Source organism: Dyella acidisoli (genome assembly GCF_030160295.1).
Taxonomy (GTDB): Bacteria; Pseudomonadota; Gammaproteobacteria; order Xanthomonadales; family Rhodanobacteraceae; genus Dyella_B; species Dyella_B acidisoli.
The window spans coordinates 49,499-66,355 of the sequence record NZ_BSOB01000001.1 but is presented as its reverse complement, the minus strand read 5'-3'; the positions used below and the strand labels follow the sequence as shown (position 1 = coordinate 66,355).

At 56.2% G+C, this 16,857-nt stretch carries 15 protein-coding genes; 4 read left to right on the top strand and 11 right to left on the bottom strand.

Annotated elements, in window-relative coordinates; translation table 11 throughout:
• Positions 1 to 23 precede the first annotated feature (23 nt).
• The 8 genes from QQJ86_RS00270 to QQJ86_RS00235 all read right to left on the bottom strand — a co-directional run bounded on the left by QQJ86_RS00270 (position 24) and on the right by QQJ86_RS00235 (position 7,875).
• Positions 24 to 830 (bottom strand): c-type cytochrome, encoded by an 807-nt coding sequence (locus QQJ86_RS00270; RefSeq protein WP_284318883.1) that lies wholly within the window; start codon positions 828 to 830, stop codon positions 24 to 26.
• Entirely contained in the window at positions 827 to 2,431 is a 1,605-nt protein-coding gene (locus QQJ86_RS00265; protein ID WP_284318882.1) for a b(o/a)3-type cytochrome-c oxidase subunit 1, read from the bottom strand. The genes QQJ86_RS00270 and QQJ86_RS00265 overlap by 4 nt, the downstream gene beginning before the upstream one ends.
• Before the next feature lie 10 nt (positions 2,432 to 2,441).
• A complete protein-coding gene (locus QQJ86_RS00260; protein WP_284318881.1) occupies positions 2,442 to 3,011 on the bottom strand; it encodes a cupredoxin domain-containing protein in 570 nt (189 codons plus the stop codon).
• Between the two features lie 10 nt (positions 3,012 to 3,021).
• Positions 3,022 to 3,195, bottom strand: a complete 174-nt coding sequence (locus QQJ86_RS00255) for a hypothetical protein (protein WP_284318880.1) — start codon at positions 3,193 to 3,195, stop codon at positions 3,022 to 3,024.
• A gap of 16 nt (positions 3,196 to 3,211) precedes the next feature.
• A complete protein-coding gene (locus QQJ86_RS00250; RefSeq protein ID WP_284318879.1) occupies positions 3,212 to 4,489 on the bottom strand; it encodes a c-type cytochrome in 1,278 nt (425 codons plus the stop codon).
• Positions 4,486 to 5,241 carry a c-type cytochrome gene (locus QQJ86_RS00245; RefSeq protein ID WP_284318878.1) on the bottom strand — a complete coding sequence of 252 codons (756 nt, stop codon included), beginning with the start codon at positions 5,239 to 5,241 and terminating at the stop codon, positions 4,486 to 4,488. Before QQJ86_RS00245 ends, QQJ86_RS00250 begins: the two co-directional genes overlap by 4 nt.
• A 275-nt stretch (positions 5,242 to 5,516) precedes the next feature.
• Entirely contained in the window at positions 5,517 to 6,986 is a 1,470-nt protein-coding gene (locus QQJ86_RS00240; RefSeq protein ID WP_284318877.1) for an FAD-dependent monooxygenase, read from the bottom strand.
• 145 nt (positions 6,987 to 7,131) lie between these two features.
• Positions 7,132 to 7,875 (bottom strand): DUF1223 domain-containing protein, encoded by a 744-nt coding sequence (locus QQJ86_RS00235; RefSeq protein ID WP_284318876.1) that lies wholly within the window; start codon positions 7,873 to 7,875, stop codon positions 7,132 to 7,134.
• Between the two features lie 219 nt (positions 7,876 to 8,094).
• On the opposite strand from QQJ86_RS00235, the gene QQJ86_RS00230 reads away from it, so the two are divergent.
• Both QQJ86_RS00230 and QQJ86_RS00225 read left to right on the top strand, forming a co-directional pair.
• On the top strand, positions 8,095 to 8,871 hold the full coding sequence (locus QQJ86_RS00230; protein WP_284318875.1) for an alpha/beta hydrolase: 777 nt from the start codon (positions 8,095 to 8,097) through the stop codon (positions 8,869 to 8,871).
• Between the two features lie 68 nt (positions 8,872 to 8,939).
• The gene (locus tag QQJ86_RS00225) at positions 8,940 to 9,902 is read left to right on the top strand and encodes a hypothetical protein (RefSeq protein ID WP_284318874.1); all 963 of its coding nucleotides are present in this window, start codon (positions 8,940 to 8,942) and stop codon (positions 9,900 to 9,902) included.
• A 319-nt stretch (positions 9,903 to 10,221) separates the two neighbouring features.
• On the opposite strand, the gene QQJ86_RS00220 is transcribed toward QQJ86_RS00225, so the two are convergent.
• Positions 10,222 to 10,788, bottom strand: a complete 567-nt coding sequence (locus QQJ86_RS00220) for a hypothetical protein (protein ID WP_284318873.1) — start codon at positions 10,786 to 10,788, stop codon at positions 10,222 to 10,224.
• A gap of 533 nt (positions 10,789 to 11,321) precedes the next feature.
• On the opposite strand from QQJ86_RS00220, the gene QQJ86_RS00215 reads away from it, so the two are divergent.
• A complete protein-coding gene (locus QQJ86_RS00215) occupies positions 11,322 to 13,421 on the top strand; it encodes a phosphocholine-specific phospholipase C (protein ID WP_284318872.1) in 2,100 nt (699 codons plus the stop codon).
• A 368-nt stretch (positions 13,422 to 13,789) separates the two neighbouring features.
• Positions 13,790 to 15,166, top strand: coding sequence for a hypothetical protein (locus QQJ86_RS00210; RefSeq protein WP_284318871.1), 1,377 nt, complete (start codon positions 13,790 to 13,792; stop codon positions 15,164 to 15,166).
• Between the two features lie 42 nt (positions 15,167 to 15,208).
• Here the strand turns inward: QQJ86_RS00210 and pcp are convergent, their stop codons facing one another.
• Positions 15,209 to 15,862: a pyroglutamyl-peptidase I gene (gene pcp / locus QQJ86_RS00205; protein ID WP_284318870.1), complete on the bottom strand. Its 654-nt coding sequence runs from the start codon at positions 15,860 to 15,862 to the stop codon at positions 15,209 to 15,211.
• Between the two features lie 24 nt (positions 15,863 to 15,886).
• Positions 15,887 to 16,855: a 5-oxoproline transporter, DUF979 family subunit gene (locus QQJ86_RS00200; RefSeq protein WP_284318869.1), complete on the bottom strand. Its 969-nt coding sequence runs from the start codon at positions 16,853 to 16,855 to the stop codon at positions 15,887 to 15,889.
• Positions 16,856 to 16,857: the final 2 nt, after the last annotated feature.

Sequence of the window (16,857 nt, the reverse complement as noted above, 5' to 3'; positions counted from 1 at the left end):
GCTTCGTCGGCAAGGGACAGTGTCTATCTGCTTCCCGCATAGTAACTCGCAGATGCGTTAATTTCGTCAGCTGTCATATTACGTGCGATATTTCGCATCTGAGCGCTGATATCGTTGTGGCGACTGCCGTTTGCAAATGCTTCGAGCTGGGATTTCAGATATTCACGCGGTTGCGGGCCGAGCCAGGGAGCACCCAACTTGGTCGCCAAATCACCGTGACAGGAACCGCATGGAGCGATGTTTCGCATGGGTGATCCTGTGGCAACGATATTTGGCTCTGAATGCACTTGCTGCGCGGGAGGCGCGTTGCTACGTGGCAGCGAGGCGTAATACGCCGATAAGTCGCTCAGGTCCTGGTCGCTGAGTCCGACAACCATGGGTGCCATGATTGCGCTTGTACGTGCTCCGCTCTGGAAATCGCGCAGCTCCTTATATATCGAAGGAGCATATTGCCCAGCCAGATTTGGCGTATTGGCCGCGCTCACGCCGCGAGCGCCGTGGCACATCGTGCAACGTAGCGCCAAGGTGGCGCCTCGCCCAATAGACCCGCCAGAGGACGCTCCGCCAAGCATGTCTGGCGTCAGCACCACACTCGAAACAGGCGTTTTAGGCTGAATCGGAGGGCTCGCCTCGCTCAACCAAGCCTTGGGGACACCAGCGGCGCTGCAAATAGCATTCAACAGCCCCTTGAACAACGCGTCATTTTGAGCAGAAGGGAGCCAGACAAACCCCACGAAAACCGTAAAGACGAACAGTATGGAGATAGCCCCGACACTCGCTGTGAACCAGGGATTGCGGAGCGATATCAGGCGTGGGCGATCACCGTTCATCGCTTCCCTCCTATGAAGACAGCGGGAACTTGGGCATCGTGCAAGCCGATGAGTTGAGCGATCGGATAACCGTAGTTGGTGATCGTCAGCGCGATCATCAGCCCAACCCAAAGCCCAAGACCGTTCAAGGCCAACGGCAGCGAGGTAGGCTCGTGAATGGCTCTACTGAAGGTGAAGGGAGTTGTTTCAGCCCGGCTCGCGGAATGGTTGCGATAAAGAATGAGCAGGAACAGGAGCGCCGAAACAACCAGCAACGCACCGCCAACCGTCGACATGATGACTGTAATGCCCTCGCCCGACAGACCAGGCGCGCTGTAGTCGAAATAAGCCATGCGCCGCGGCATACCCAGGATGCCTACGTAATGCCACGGAAACGTCGTTACGATCATCCCGACGAACCATAGCCACAACTGCGTACGGATCAGGCTTAGATCCTGCATCGCCCGTCCCGTAAGGTGCGGCCAAAGGTCGTAGGCAATAGCGAAGTACATGATCACGACCGCGCCGCCGAAGATCAGGTGAAAATGACCGGTAATCCATTGGGTATTGTGCACGGTCGAGTCCAGCTGATAACTCATGTTGATCAAACCGCCGGCGCCCCCGAACCCCAGCATCACAAATGAAAATGCCAGTGCGAGCATCTGCGGGTTGTCCCACGGAAGCGCCTTGAGCCAACCAAATACACCCTTTCCACCACGCAGGCGCGCGGCTATTTCCACGGAAGCACAGATGGTGAATACAGTCAGCAGCGTAGGAATCGTCACCATTGCGGTAAACACCGAATGGATAAATTTGAAGCCTGAGCCAACTTGAGGGTCAGCAAATAAGTGATGGATGCCAATCGGCATCGAAAATACGAGAAACAGTGCAAACGAAACTCGCGCCATGGTGTCGCTGTACAGACGACCACCAATTGCGCGAGGCACGATTGTGTAAAAAGCGATGTATGCAGGCATCAACCAAAAATAAACGATGGCGTGCAGCGTCCAGGAAAACAGGACGCGAGAGAGCCCGGCATTGATGGTGTTTGAAAAACCCAGTGCTACAGGGAGAATCTGGAATAGCAACTCCAGCGCCGCACCGACCGCTGTCCATCCCCAAAGGTAAGCGGCGGCGACGTTCGCAAACATGGGAAGCGGAACGGGAGCGCCTGGATGAGCACGCTTCCACGCGTTCAGATTGACACCCATAAGCACGACCCAGACCCAAGATCCGACGACTACCAGCACCACGCCGATGTAATAGAAAGCGTTACCGATCATCGGCGGATAAAAAGTGTAAAGCACCGAGTCGAGCCCCAAGGCAACAGGCACCACCGCCGCTACCGAGCCGACGATGATCATCGCGTACCCAACCCACGCCCAGCGTCGGCCAATCAAAGGTTGATCGAGGGACAGCTCGCAGATGGCATAGCCGAAACCCATTGCAACGAGTGTCGGGAAGACGTATCCCATCACGGTGCCGTGTGCGGTAACCGATCGGTAGTAGAGATCGGGATTGTGCAGCCAACCGTGCAATGGACTGCGGATGAACATTTGCCACTCGCCAAGAAGAATGGCAAGACCAAATACGGCAAACGCCAACCAAAAATGAGCGAGCACAAGGCGTCTGTTAGAGATCACAGGTCAGTCTCCTCGTGTTGGCAGCCATTTTCGAAAAGACGTCTTTGTCGACCACCTTCACATTGGCCCACATGGCTTCATGGCCAACGCCGCAATATTCATGGCACGGCATCAAATGATCACCGGCCCGTTCAAATTCGGTCTTGAAGGTAGAAATGTAGCCGGGCTCGACCATCGAATTGATGTTTGTTCCGGTGATAAGCATCCCGTGGATCACGTCGGCGCTGGTCACTCGAAAGGTGATGGGCGTTTTGGACGGCACGACAATGCACTGCGGCGTGAACGAGTATTGCTGGCCGACGATCCTCACGGTGACCGATCCGTTAGGTTCAACAGCGCTGCCGAGGTTGCTCTCGACGAATTCGCCTGACACGTGCAGCGTCGAAGGATCGATGGTTTCGACTCGGGACGGCGGCATCATCGCCCAATGCAGGCCGGTGAAAATCATGATCGCAACGAGCAAGGCGATGATGCTGACCATCAAGAAAGCCCATCGCTTCTCGATGCGCGCGGTCAACGCAGCCGTGTCGTGCGAATTGGCGGAAAACGATTGAGCCACGACACGTCCTTTAATGAATGACGCCGCGAGGGAGGAAAACCAGAAAATAGAACAGGAACCAAAGCGCTATGACGATGGCCACGGCAATGCCAGTGACCATCAGCGCACCGCGCGGTCCAGCGCTTACGATTTGCTCGACACGCTCATCTTCGTCACGTGCAGAGGGGTCTTCAGTGCTTCTCATGAAATCTCGCCCCTATTCAATTCAACGGAGCCGAACGCAACGCATTGACGTCCTGGGCCGTAATGGCCGTTCCGTGGTTGTTCCAGGCCGTACGGATGTACGTAACGACAGCCGCCACTTCTTCGTCGGACAGCTGTTGCGCGAAGGGTGGCATGCCATAGGGCCTGGGATTGCGTATCGTCCCCGGTGGGTAACCGCCGTTGAGAACCATTCGAATCGGGTTGACGGATGAAGACATTTGAATCGACTGATTCGCGGCAAGCGGCGGAAAATCCCAGCCCTTGCCTTCACCGTTCACGCCATGGCACATCGCGCATTGGGCTACGTAGATTTTCTTTCCCAAGGGAGCGAGACGAAGCCTGTCCTGTGTCTGCACCTCGTTCGGCGCTGTTGTATCGCCGGTCGAAGGCAATGCCTTCAAATAAACCGCCATGGCACGGATGTCGGAATCCGATAGATATTGAAGGCTGTTGTAAACCACTTCGGCCATGGGTCCGTAGACAGCCCCTCGCGCCGATACGCCGGCCTGCAACAGATCGGAAATATCTTTGATGCTCCAGTCGCCGAGCCCTGCTTCACGATTGGAGGTCAAGGAAGGCGCATACCATTCTTGCATCGGAATTAGCCCGCCTTGGAATGCTTCCGACTTCGAACTACCACCCAGTGCATTGATAGCGGTATGACACATCGAGCAGTGCCCGAGTCCTTCGACAAGGTACGCACCCCGATTCCATTCGGTCGACTTCGATGGATCGGGTTTATATTCACCCTCCTTAAAGTAGAGGGTGCGCCAACCAAGCAGCAGATTGCGATTGTTGTACGGAAATTTCAGATCCTGTTCCCGATTTTGTTGATGCACCGGCGGGACATTCTTTAAGTAAGCAAAAATCGCATCCGCGTCTGCACGAGTTACCTTGGTATAGGAAGCAAACGGCATGGCCGGATAAAGCAACGCTCCCGACCGCGTTCGCCCGCTGTGCATCATCGTGTAGAACTCATCCGCGGTCCAAGCTCCAAGTCCTGTCGTGGAATCCGGCGAAATGTTGGGCGAATAAAGCGTACCGAATGGCGTTGCCATCGCCCGACCGCCTGCAAAAGGCTTGTTGCCCGGATCGCTATGGCATGCGATGCAATCTCCGGCTCGCGCCAAATACTCGCCCTTGGCAATCGTTGCTGCATCCTGGCTTCGCGCGCCTTGAACCAGGGCAAACATGCCGAAAGCCAGGCAAAGCATCGACCGCGATGTGGCAATCTGCAATCCACGATGTTTTTTAGGTAGCGATGGCTTGCTCATTTCGTCTCCAAGCCTTCGCAGGTGAGCGCCAATTTCAGCGAACCAGCAGGGGCTGGAGCGGGGTTTGCAGGCGCAGGGAGCGACGATAAATATGCGGAGACTGCGGTGATATCTTCTTCTGACAGTCGGGTGGTCAGCTGCTGCATGCAGTTGGGCTTGATGGGAACCCGTGTCCCAAAACGCGTTGCCCCAAGCTGGGCACTGATGTATTTGCTGTGCAAACCGAGCAAGCCAGGGATGTCAGGCGACATGCCGGTCAACGAGGCGCCATGGCAAGCGATGCATGCCGGAACATGCCGTGCATCGTCGCCCTTCAAGACTAACCGCTCCCCTAAAGCCAGCACTTGCGGCCCGACGTCGGGTTTCGGCAACGGCGGAAAGGGCGTTTGTTGAGCCGCAAAGTAGTCGGCCATTTCCCGCAAATAGCTATCCGGCAAATAGGCGAGCAAATAATTCATCGGAGGGTATTTGCGCTGGCCATCCCGAAAGGCGACCAGTTGGTTATACAAATATCCAGTTGGCTTGCCGGCGAGCCGAGGAAAGTAATCGTCCCTGCTACCTTGCCCGCGCTCACCATGGCAAGCGGTACATGCCATGACACGTGTTGCAGTCGAGTCGGATGCCGTTACCGAGTTCTGGGTCTGCGCATGCAGCCGGCCGGTCATCGCGAAAAACACAACGATCACCATGGATAGGGCGACGTTGCAGAACGTCCCAAGAAAATCGCTGCTACGACAGTCGACCTTCCTCATGGAAGCAACTCCACGCCTATGGTGAATGGATCAGGCCAACGCCAATAGCGAAATCGTCCGTAGCGCAATATACGAACATCAGGATGGTGTCGCAAGGCGATTGATCCTAGGCAGATAGGACTAAAGACGGCCATCTAAACCGAGTAGGGAAAAACGCGACCGTTCACTTCCCAGCTACAGCTTTTGCCTTACCCGCGGCAGCCCCCGTGACAATGTAGTTCAGCATCGAAGCCAGAAATTGATCTAGATCAATTTTCTGTCACACGACGCTCACGCTATGCCACAGCAGGCACCCCAAACCAAGTGGTTAGCGCGTCAGTGAGCCCTCCCTTGCTGGCGTCCCCCACCCAGGCCACATGTCCGTCGGGACGAATCAGCACGGCGACCGGAGCAGCCACCACACCTAGGGCGGGAAGCTCCCATGTACCTATGTATTTGGCGTCGATCAACTGAACTCGATCTGCCCATGGAGTGATATCGAAATCGCCAGGCTCTGCGAAGTTGATTAACACTGGTCTTGCATTGTGAAGAAGTGCGAAGACGCGCAATGGGCCGTTGGTCGTGATCAAGTCGAGGTCGGGCATGCGGCGTCCTAACAACGGATGTCCCGCACCTAGGTTGTAATGAATGTCCAGGCCAGACATCTCCGCAGCCATTCGTTTGCGGGGCTCGTCCATGCTGAGAAGTTCAGAAAAATAGCCGCCCAGCACTTTGGTGCGGTCGTCGGGGCGGCGAAGCGCGACGTGCGCCATCGTGTTGCGCAGCACGCGAGCAGCGACCGGATGGCGTTCGGCGTGGTAGGTATCTAAGAGGCTTTGGGGCGACGTTCGGTTAACCACTTGAGCCAGCTTCCATCCCAGATTCACCGCATCCTGCACACCGACATTGAGGCCCTGACCTCCTAAAGGAGGATGCACATGTGCAGCGTCGCCGGCCAGCAAGACCCGTCCTTCGCGGTAGGTCGCGGCTTGACGAGTCATATCGGTGAACCTGGATATACACGTTGCGCTGTGGATGCCATAGTCGGTCCCATAGACGGCGATGAGTGCTTCACTGACATCGAGCAAGGTGGGTTCGCTGGCGGCCTCTATCTGCTGCTCGGTTAGCACCACGCATACTCGCTTCGCATCCTCCGACTTGCCGATCGCATGGGTACCCACAGCGTCGTGGCGGAAGCCCCATTCCGGCTCTTCGGACATCTCGGCTTCGGCAATCAACCAGCTCGTCGTCGGATCCAAGCCGGGAAACTCGATGCCGGCTGTTTTACGGATCAAGCTACGTCCTCCATCGCAGCCGACGAGATATTTTGCTCGTAGCGAGTTGCCGTCGGACAGCTCAATATCGACGCCCGTGTCGTCCTGCACGAAACCTGTCACTTCACGTTCGCGATAGATCGGTACCGCCAGCTCGTCTACCCAGTGGGCCAGAATGCGCTCGAAGTGCTTCTGCGACAGCGCGAGCACGTAGTTATGACGCGTAGGAAAGTCGCTGATATTCAGCGGAATGTGGAAATGCACGACCTGAAGCGACTGTCCCTGCGAGAGAAACCGGTCGGCAATTCCGCGCTGATCGAGCACTTCGATTGTGCGCGAATGCAGACCGCGTGCACGCAAGCCGGCGACATCCTGGTTGACGCGTCGCTCGACAACAGCAACGTCGATCCGCGCCAACGCCAGTTCGCCTGCCAACATCAGCCCAGTCGGCCCTCCTCCAACAATCAGCACATCATGCTCGATCATCGCCATACTCCCGCTTCCGTCAGTTCTCACAACGGTTGGCGATGCTGCAGCATGACCAGGGGCTTTCGGCAAGTCCCCACGTCCGCTATATTCTGAGCTGGGGAAAGAAAGCGCAGTTTTTCTTTTTTTGACCTTCGTCCAATGCTAGCGATTACGGTTTATTTGAACCGCGAGCATCTTGTACGGACGCGCTCAGTATGTCGCCGCCCTCTTGCACTTGAACAAGCACGGCAGTTTCAAGTCCCGGCAGTGATGACGCGGGCAATGTGAATGCCTCATCGTCACCCTTCCATTTTCCCAAGCGAATCAGCTCGCGTACGACGTTGCACTGGTCAAGCGTGCGTCCACTGTTTTCACCTGCACCAATAGGAACGTGAAGGGTTCGCGGGTCATAGCGCACCAGCCATACGTCACTCGCCTCAGTGCGACCTGATGCCGCCTTGATGTGCACACGGTCAACCGATGGCCACGCGATAGTTGGCCCATTACTTTGAGCTTGGTGAATGACTTCGTTCAACTGCGCACGGTTTGTACCTACGAGATCCGTATGGCCGTTAACGTAAACCTGTGGCGTCCAAACCGTGTCTCGGTGGCGATAGTGCGCGTAGCGCCATTGCCTTGCTGTATAGGCATCGGTCGCAAAGGTGTCCTTCCAGCCCAAACCGTCCCAGTACGTTACGCCAAACGATAAGGCGAGTACCGCCCGGTCATCCGCAAGTGCGTTGAGGTTTTCTTCTGCTGGCGGGCACGAAGAACAACCTTGGCTTTGAAAGAGTTCAACCACCACGAGCTTCGAGGTAAGCGTTTGGCCTGGGGTTGGCACATCGCTTGCGTATACCTTCGCGGCCAGGGCCAGACTCAACATCACACCAGCGTATGCTATTGCGCGCATCATATCCCGCTCACGGATTGTGGAAATCGCTATCGAGACCGCGTATCTCGATCATTTCCCCTAAGTTCGCTTGAGCAAGGCTGGGCGTTACATGTGGCATGTGATGGGCGGAACATCCTGGTGTAACGTTTCCCGCTGGACAGACGAAACAATTAAGGATGTGCTCCTGTAGGAGCGAGAAACTAGTTTCCGGCAGAGTCACAGAACCCTAAAGGATTTCAAATGCGCTCAGCACTTTCTCTTGCCATGTCGACGCTAATCACCCTAAGCGGCACAGCAGCATTCATGCCAGCAGCGGCCGCTACCATGCCTTCGACACCGGCCGTAGCGACTTCAGATATCACCTTTAAAGCCAGCGACGGCGTGGTGATCTATGGCAAGTACTATCGCGCTGCATCGCCACGCGCCTTGATTCTGTTATTTCATCAAGCGGGTTCCAGCAAGGATGAATACAAGACTATAGCCCCAAGACTCGCAGCGGCCGGATACAGCGCACTAGCCATCGATCAACGGTCGGGCGGCGAACTCTTTGGCCCCAATCAAACCGTTCAAGCACTAGGTCATTCCGCCAACTATCTTGATGCCAAGCCCGATCTCGAAGCGGCGTTGTCGTTTGCCAAAAAACAGAAACTTCCGATTATCCTTTGGGGCAGCAGTTATTCCGCGTCGTTGACAGTGGTGGTTGCCTCGGAGCATGTGAACGAAATCAGCGCCATTGCCGTCTTTTCACCCGGTGAATATTTCGACGAATCTCCTTCCATGATCCGCTCTGCTGCGGCGAAGGTAACCGTTCCATTCTTTGTCACCTCCTCCAAGGACGCTAGCGAGATCGATGCGGCTAGAGCCATCCTGGCAGCCTCACCGACAAAACTTAAGGTTCAGTACGTTCCAACCGCCGGCGTTCACGGATCCTCCACACTGATCGCCAGCCGTGATCCTCAAGGCGCCGAAGACAATTGGAAGGCGATCCTGGGATTTCTTGGTCAGCTCCATTTCTAGTGCAGTAGCAAATCACCACCCTAACGCGTATGAATCGTCGACACTTTGTGCAGATGATCGGAAGCTTGGTGGTTGCAACGCAGCTACCCAGGCTGGCATTCGCGCAGGCGTACGACGATCCTGAGGACATTTACGCCAGGGTGAAAAAGTCGCCCGATCTGCGACTTTCGATGTGCGGCGGAAACATCGACATCGCTATTGACGGCGACTCCCGGCCACTTGATAAACGCCGCATCGAGACCTGGGTCCGGCGAAGTGCATCAGCCGTCTCCGCATACTTTGGTCGCTTTCCCGTCGATCATTGGGCCTTGCTCATTACGCCTGGCGAAGGCAACCGCATCGGCCCTGCTACAACCTGGGGCTATCCGAGTTCTGTAACGCGCTTCACCGTAGGACGTGACGTAACCGATAACGCACTACGAGAAGACTGGGTAATGGTGCACGAAATGACGCATCTGGCACTTCCGCGCGTACCCATGAGCAGCGAATGGTTTATGGAAGGCAATGCCACCTACGTTGAACCCATTGCCCGTGCACAGTTGGGACAGATCACTCCGCAGGAAGTCTGGCGATGGGCGGTTGACGACATGCCCAAAGGACAACCTAAAAGCGGCGACGAAGGGCTCGATCATACGCACACCTGGGGGAGAACATACTGGGGCGGCGCCATGTACTGGCTCCTCGCCGAAATCGACATCTACAAGCACAGCAACGGCGAATATCGCTTACAAGATGCATTGCGCGCTATCAACCGCACAAGCGGAGGCAATACAGCATTATGGAGCGTTGCACAGGTCGCACAAGCAGGCGATGCCGCCGTGAAAAGCAATGCCCTCACCACGCTTTACGACAAACTCAAAGATCGATCCGTCGCCATTGATCTTGATGGCATGCTCCGGCAACTGGGCATATCGGAGGAGGAAGGCACCATTCGCTTTGACGATCGTGCACCGCTCGCGGAACTTCGACGATCCATTACATCCTTGAGAAAAACGGATAAGTCTTCAACGAAAGAGTGCCTCGGCCTCTAGTGATGCTCTGATCTATTGCAGACTCGTCGTCCCAGCGCATACTCAGTGCTGTTCCAGAAAAATAAAGCGTTTCAAGAACACGCGTTAGCTGCTCTGTGACGCCGAAATTTTTCCAGAGAACTCAACGCTACCGATTCGTCATTCCAGCGAAAGCTGGGATCCAGTGCCTTTAACGCTTTGCAAGTCGCTGGATCCCAGCTTTCGCTGGGATGACGAGAGTTTCAGCCATTAGCGCAAGACGGACAGAAATTTTCCCCGGACCGCACTGAATGCCAGGACGACGATTTAGTCAGCGCATCATTAACGGGCGAGGCAGCAGTCAATGCCCTCGATCATCGGGACGCAGTTTCAACACCGCCATCTTTTCCGACTCTTCCTTATCGTGGCGCAGTAGATAACCCGACATCACCACATGGTCGAAAACGACAAGCGTTTTTCCAGGCGACAAACGGACCACCTGACGAGTCGTCAGATTCAGCATGAGACGATATTTGTGGAACCTGGGATCTCCATGGGGTTCATCCGGAAAGTCTTTCAACAGGATGTGAGGTTGATCATCGACGAGCACCAAGGCCGGCTGCTGGTAATAATCAATGGCAACCCCCGCTGTGAACTTTACTTGTTCGGCTGATCCTTCAATATGAAAACGCGGCTCCAACTGGTTTAGCGGAATCAACAGCGTGTTCGGGATGCTCCTTCGATGTTCGACGTGCTCACCTGAAAAACAGAGGTAGATGGGGCTTAGTCCGTCTTGTTGCTCTGCCACGTTCAAGGCGACAAGCACGATATCCTTTCCCTGCCGGTAGTAAATACCAGGCAGTGCCTTATCCGGCATGCATGCATTGCTCAGTTCTTCGATGGAAACCGGGTTGAACTTCATGGCCATGAATAAAGCCCCGCATCCCATGTACTTGCGCCCAGCATAGTGTGGCCAGGCAATGGGTGAAAATGCCCCGCGGTGCTGTTCATTCAGACGATCGGCGCCTGGAGCGCAGTTCTAAGTCGCACTCAGAACGACGCACCACCCTTGGCAGCCGGTGAGCAGGTATTGGAGTTACTCAAACCTATTCAACACGAAGAGAATGATCTTTCCCGCAATAGCGAGTAGCGAAGTAATGCCTGATAGTTCGTCGTCTCGGCGAAAGCCAGACGTAGCGCGAAGCGCGGAGAACGCCTGAAGGACGGCCCCGAAAGGGTGAGTGAGGAGAATCACCCAGCGACTTGAAGATCGTCAGAGTCACTCGGCCCCGGCCTCCGCCGGGGAGACGAAGCAGTCGCATTGAACAATGCCTTTCCACCCACATCATGTGTGCAAAAACCGTGAAGAACACAAGATTGCACGCGCAATATCCACGTCACAAAACCGGCATACGGAGCACCTATCGTTGATCGAACAACCCAACTAGGCGTGAGGCTCCCATGATCGAGATGAATCGCCGTAAGTTTCTTGCGTTGTCGATCAAAGCTGCAGTTGTTGGCGTTACCGGATACACATTAGGCGGAACGATCAGGCCGGCGCGAGCCGCTACTACCACCGAAAGCACCGGCACAATCACCGACATCAAGCACGTTGTGATTCTCATGCAGGAGAATCGCAGCTTCGATCATTATTTCGGAACACTGCAAGGCGTGCGCGGCTTTTCCGACAAGGCCGGCATCACGCTTTCTGGTGGCTACTCGGTGTTCGATCAGCCCAACGGTTTGTCACGCCAATATCCGTGGGCTTTCAACACGACCTCACCGGTCTTCGGACAAAGCGGCGAAGTCGTCACGCAATGCGATGGCAGCCTCGATCATTCGTGGTTGACCCAGCATTCGGCATGGAACAACGGCAAGATGGACTCGTGGGTGTTGGCCAAGGGCACGGTGCGCACGCTCGGCTACCTCACGCGTCAGGACATTCCGTTCCATTACGCACTCGCCGATGCGTACACCGTTTGCGATCACTATTTCTGTTCCATTCTCAGCGCTACCGGCCCTAATCGCACCTATCTGTGGGGCGGCATGATCGATCCGTCGGGGAGCAACGGTGGTCCGGCTTACAACGGCGGCTCCGAATCCGGGCTCACCTGGGAAACCTATGCCGAAGAGCTGCAGGCTGCCGGCGTAAGCTGGAAGGTGTATCAGAACGCTTCCGACAATTTCGGCGACAACGCCCTGGCTTATTTCAGCCAATTCGCGAATGCGCCCAATTCCAGCCCGCTGTATCAGCAAGGCATGGCGTCGGTCCCGAGCACCACCGGTTCCACGCCGAACGACATCGCTTTGGCGATTCAGAACGATGTGCTCAACGGCACGCTGCCGCAAGTGAGCTGGATCGTGGCCAGCCAGGACTATTCCGAGCATCCCGACGCGCCACCGGACAACGGCGCGCATTTCATCAATCTCGTGTTGCAGGCATTGGCAGCGAACACGGATACGTTCAATTCCACCGTGCTTATCCTCAACTACGACGAGAACGATGGATTTTTCGATCACGTTCCGCCGCCTGTTCCGCCGAGCGGAACGGCCGGAGAGTTCATCAGTGTGAGTGGCCAGACGCAACCGATCGGCATGGGTTTTCGCGTACCGATGGTCATCTGCTCGCCATGGACCCGTGGCGGTGTAGTGGATTCGCAGATCTACGATCACACTTCGGTGATCCGCCTCCTGGAAACATGGACGAGCGCACTTGGAACGCCCGCCATCTGCTCATCCATCAGCGCATGGCGGCGCCAGGTCAGCGGCGACCTTACGGATGCATTTGATTTCGCCAATCCCGTTTTGGGCCTGCCTGGCAATCTGCCTGCGACCAACACCGTCATCAATCGCACCAGCACTTGTGATCCGCTGCCGAATCCTACCGACAGCAATGCGCCTAATAGCCTTCCGTCGCAGGAGCCAGGCACGCGTACAGCACGCGCCCTTCCCTACCAGCCGGATGCCAATATTTCCTCCATCCAGTACGGCGCGAATGGCCAGATCCTGATCTGGATACAGATGCTCAATGTCGGTGCCGTTGCAACACGCGCGGTGCCGCTGGCGATTTACGCCAATGCCCACCGCAGCGGTGGTCCGTGGCAATACACGGTTGCGCCCTATAGCAACGGCATCGATGGATCGGTCAGCGATTACTTCAACGTCGGCACTGGTTACGGCAGTGGCAGCTACGATTTGACCACGATCGGCCCGAATCGCTTTTTGCGTCGGTTTGCAGGCAATCTCAATAACTCGGGCAAGGATTGCAGCGTCACTTCGTCGTATGCCAACGATCCTGCATCCGGCCAGTTGGCGATCTATTTCGCACTCACCAACAACAGCAGCGGGTCGGTCACCTTTACCGTCACTACCAACAACTACACGACAGATGGCCCCTGGACGTACAACGTCGCTGCAGGTGCCACGGTCAATACCTACTTTTCCGCTGCCGCGAAAACAAACGGCTGGTACGACTTCACCGTCACCATCAGCGGCGACTCAAGCTGGATTCGTCGTTACACCGGGCATCTAGAAACGGGAAGCACCTCGGTGACTGGTTAAATGAGGTGGTGACAGGGAAGCTGCAATGCGGCGGGACAATACGCACCGCTGATCAGGAAGACAAAGATCTGCTTCCCTGTCACGCCTGCCGGTTCTGACTAAAGATCCAAGCGTTTGTTTGCTTGAAGCTGACGGCGTCTCTCAGCAGTCACAACCGTGCACAATAGCTCACGCCGACAACCAACGCCACCGCCATTCGCACAATTGCAAGCTTGCTTCAACCCTTATAGCTTGCACAGCGATCGAACGAAGCGCGCACTCAAACCCCTGGGTCGCGTTTAGATCAAATGCCGATCAATTCCCCAACCACGGTGACAACCGCGGTTTGTCGGCCCCGCATGAATAATCTTTCAATTAGCTGACGCGTCATGTATCCACATGCTTTCCGCTATGCAGCGCCCGCGTTAAGCGGCAGTTTGTTGGCAATTTTGTTGGCGATTTGCAGTGATGCACGCGCTGACTACGAACTCATAACGGATTCCACAGATTCCAACGCCAATTCCGAAATGACCAGCCGCGATGTCGATGTCGCGCGCTGCCATCGTTACGACGATTTGCTGCAGCGAGGCACAAACAGTTCACCGATCGGCACCTGCGAAACGGTGTGGCCTCATTTGGGTGGATTGCGCGACAAGCTGGCCGACCACGGTTGGATGATCGAAGGCGGTGGTTCGGTGGGATTCTCCTACGACCTGCTCCACCATGACGAACATCCTCAGCTGTATATCGGTCAAAACCCAAGCTTCAGGACCAATCCGTATATTACCGTCACCTACGACTTAAGCCGGATCGGCTTTTCTGGCACGTCCCAATTGGTGTTCAACGCGGACTTTCAGGCGTTCTCTTATAAGGGAGAAAATCCCACGGGTCTCTCCATAAACAGCATCTATGTCAACCAGCTTTTCAATGATGGGCGGATACAGCTGGAATACGGTTATGACGAACTGTCGACTCAGTTCTATGGTTTTTCGTTGGGCACCAGTGCAACCGCATCGACAGCAGGCATTTCAAGCTCCATCCCCTTCGAGGTCGGCCTGATCAATAACAAGAGCGCGCCAGAGGTCAATCTGCGCCTGGCTTCACCCAACAAGCGCTTTTACGAGCGCTTCGGCGTTACTCGCAGCATCAATCCCCAAGGGGTGCAAGCGGATTGGGACAGCAATAACTTCTGGGGACTGAAATGGCATATCCCCGGCGCGAAGGCTCTGTATATCAACGAACTGGGTTACCAGGTCGATTCCGCGCCGGGACGGAGGATGGCATGGCTGCGGCAAGGTTTCATTTATAACGAAAGCCGATATCCCGACTTTCGCAACGGAGGCTATGCAGGCAGCAACTACGCCTACTATCTGGTCGGCGACTACCAACTGATTCAGACCGATGCAGCGCAGTCCTTTCGCGGTCTATACGTCAACGCCAAAGTCGATTACGCACCACCGGACCGCAACGTTTACAGCAGCGATATCGGCATTACGCCTTACATATTGGGCCCGTTTAGACGGCCTTACGATGTGGTGGCATTGAGCTATACGTTCAATCGGCTAAGCAAGTCCTTTGAACGCATGCAGCAGGCAAGCGGGATATCGGCCGTGGATTACAGTTCCACGTATGCGGTTTCTTATGTTTATCGCTGGTCACGCGGCATCTATGTAACGAACCAGCTCAGCTATACGATCAACCCGATTGCGACGCCGAAGCGGCCGGCGGCGTTAACCTGGATGAGTTCGCTCTCACTTTATTACTAACCATCCACCCCAACCTACACGCTTTTTTTGGACGGCAGGATATTAGTCGAGCGTACCCGCGCCAAAACGCTCATCGTCGCGCCGCGTTGCCGCAACTTCCAGCGCGATAGACAGGCCACGCACCACATCGTCCTTGCTCATGCTCGGCGCATTCGGAACGTGAGCCGCCTGCGAAGGAAGATATGGAATGTGGATGAAGCCTGCGCGAAGGTCGCGATGCTTTGCGGCGAGATACAACATCAGATAAGCCACGTGATTGCAGACGAAGGTGCCCGCCGTGTTGGATACCTCCGCAGGCAAGCCCTCGGCGAGCAGGGCCTTGAGCATGGCCTTGATCGGTAATGTGCTGAAGTAGGCGGCGGGGCCATCAGCCACGACGGCTTCATCGATGGGCTGCGCACCGGCGTTGTCTGCCATGCGAGCATCCTGCACGTTGATCGCCACGCGCTCGATAGAAAGGCGGCCACGCCCACCTGCCTGCCCCACGCCGAGCAAGATTGCCGGTTCGATCTCGTCCACCATCAACGCCAGTTCGCGTTGCGATTCGGCAAACGCCGTGGGCAGCAAGCGCGACACCACGTGATGGCCGCCGACGTGCTTGCCGTCGAGGGCGTGCACGGCTTCCCACGAGGGATTGATGTCTTCGTCACCGAAAGGCGTGAAACCAGTCAGCAGGATGCGCGGGGACTTGCTCATCGAAAAGGTCTCTAGATGATGCTGTCAGCGGAAGACCAACAGCCACATGATGACGAACGTGGCAATGAAAATACCTGCGGCGCTCCACGCCTGCGCGCGGATCACGCCATAGGGATTGCGCAGCTCCAGCAGTGCAGCGGGCACCAGGTTGTAGTCGGCAGCCATGGGCGTCAGCAGCGTGCCGCAGTAACCGCACAACATTCCCATGGAGCCAAGGATGGCCGGGCTGGCGCCGTAACGATGCACCAGCAGCGGCAGCCCAATGCCGGCCATCATGACCGGGAACGCAGCAAACGCATTGCCCATGATGACAGTGAACAGCACCATGCCGAGTGCAAACACCAGCAGGCACATGAAGGCATTGCCTTCGGGAAGCATCATGCCTGCCAGCGAGGCAATGGCAGTACCCACCCCGCTTTGCGTGAATACCTGGCCAAGGGCTGCCAACAATAACGGCAGCAGCGCGGCCCATCCGATGGCGTCGAGCAGCCGCCGGCCTTCCCCCAAACCCTGATGCATAGGCACATGCGCCACGCGGGCGGCTGCGAACAAAGCCACCACGCAGGCCAATGCAAGTCCGGTGAGCGTCATCTGCGATTTCGCAAACAACGCTGTCCCGCCGACGGAGAGATGGTCTCCAAATAACGCCACCAGCAGCGTTACTGATGGAATCAGCAATGCCGGCACAAATAATTTATGGCCAAGACGCAAGGCCGATGCGAGGCGTGCAGAAGCACTCGCGGTTTCCGGATGCGATCGGCGACGCAGCAAGGGCGCCAGCAGTGCAAGTGCAATAACCATGCATCCGGCAAGCTGTGCGGGCCATGCATGGCCGGCTTTCTGTTGCGCCAGAACGACATCGCCGCCAGCAAACAGCGCGCCCAGCAGCAACCAGAAGGCAGCACGCGCGAGCTGCCGCTCACGCAGATTGCGCCACGCGGTAAACAGCAGGAAGGCCGCGATCAGCCAATACACATATTCGATGCGCAGCATGC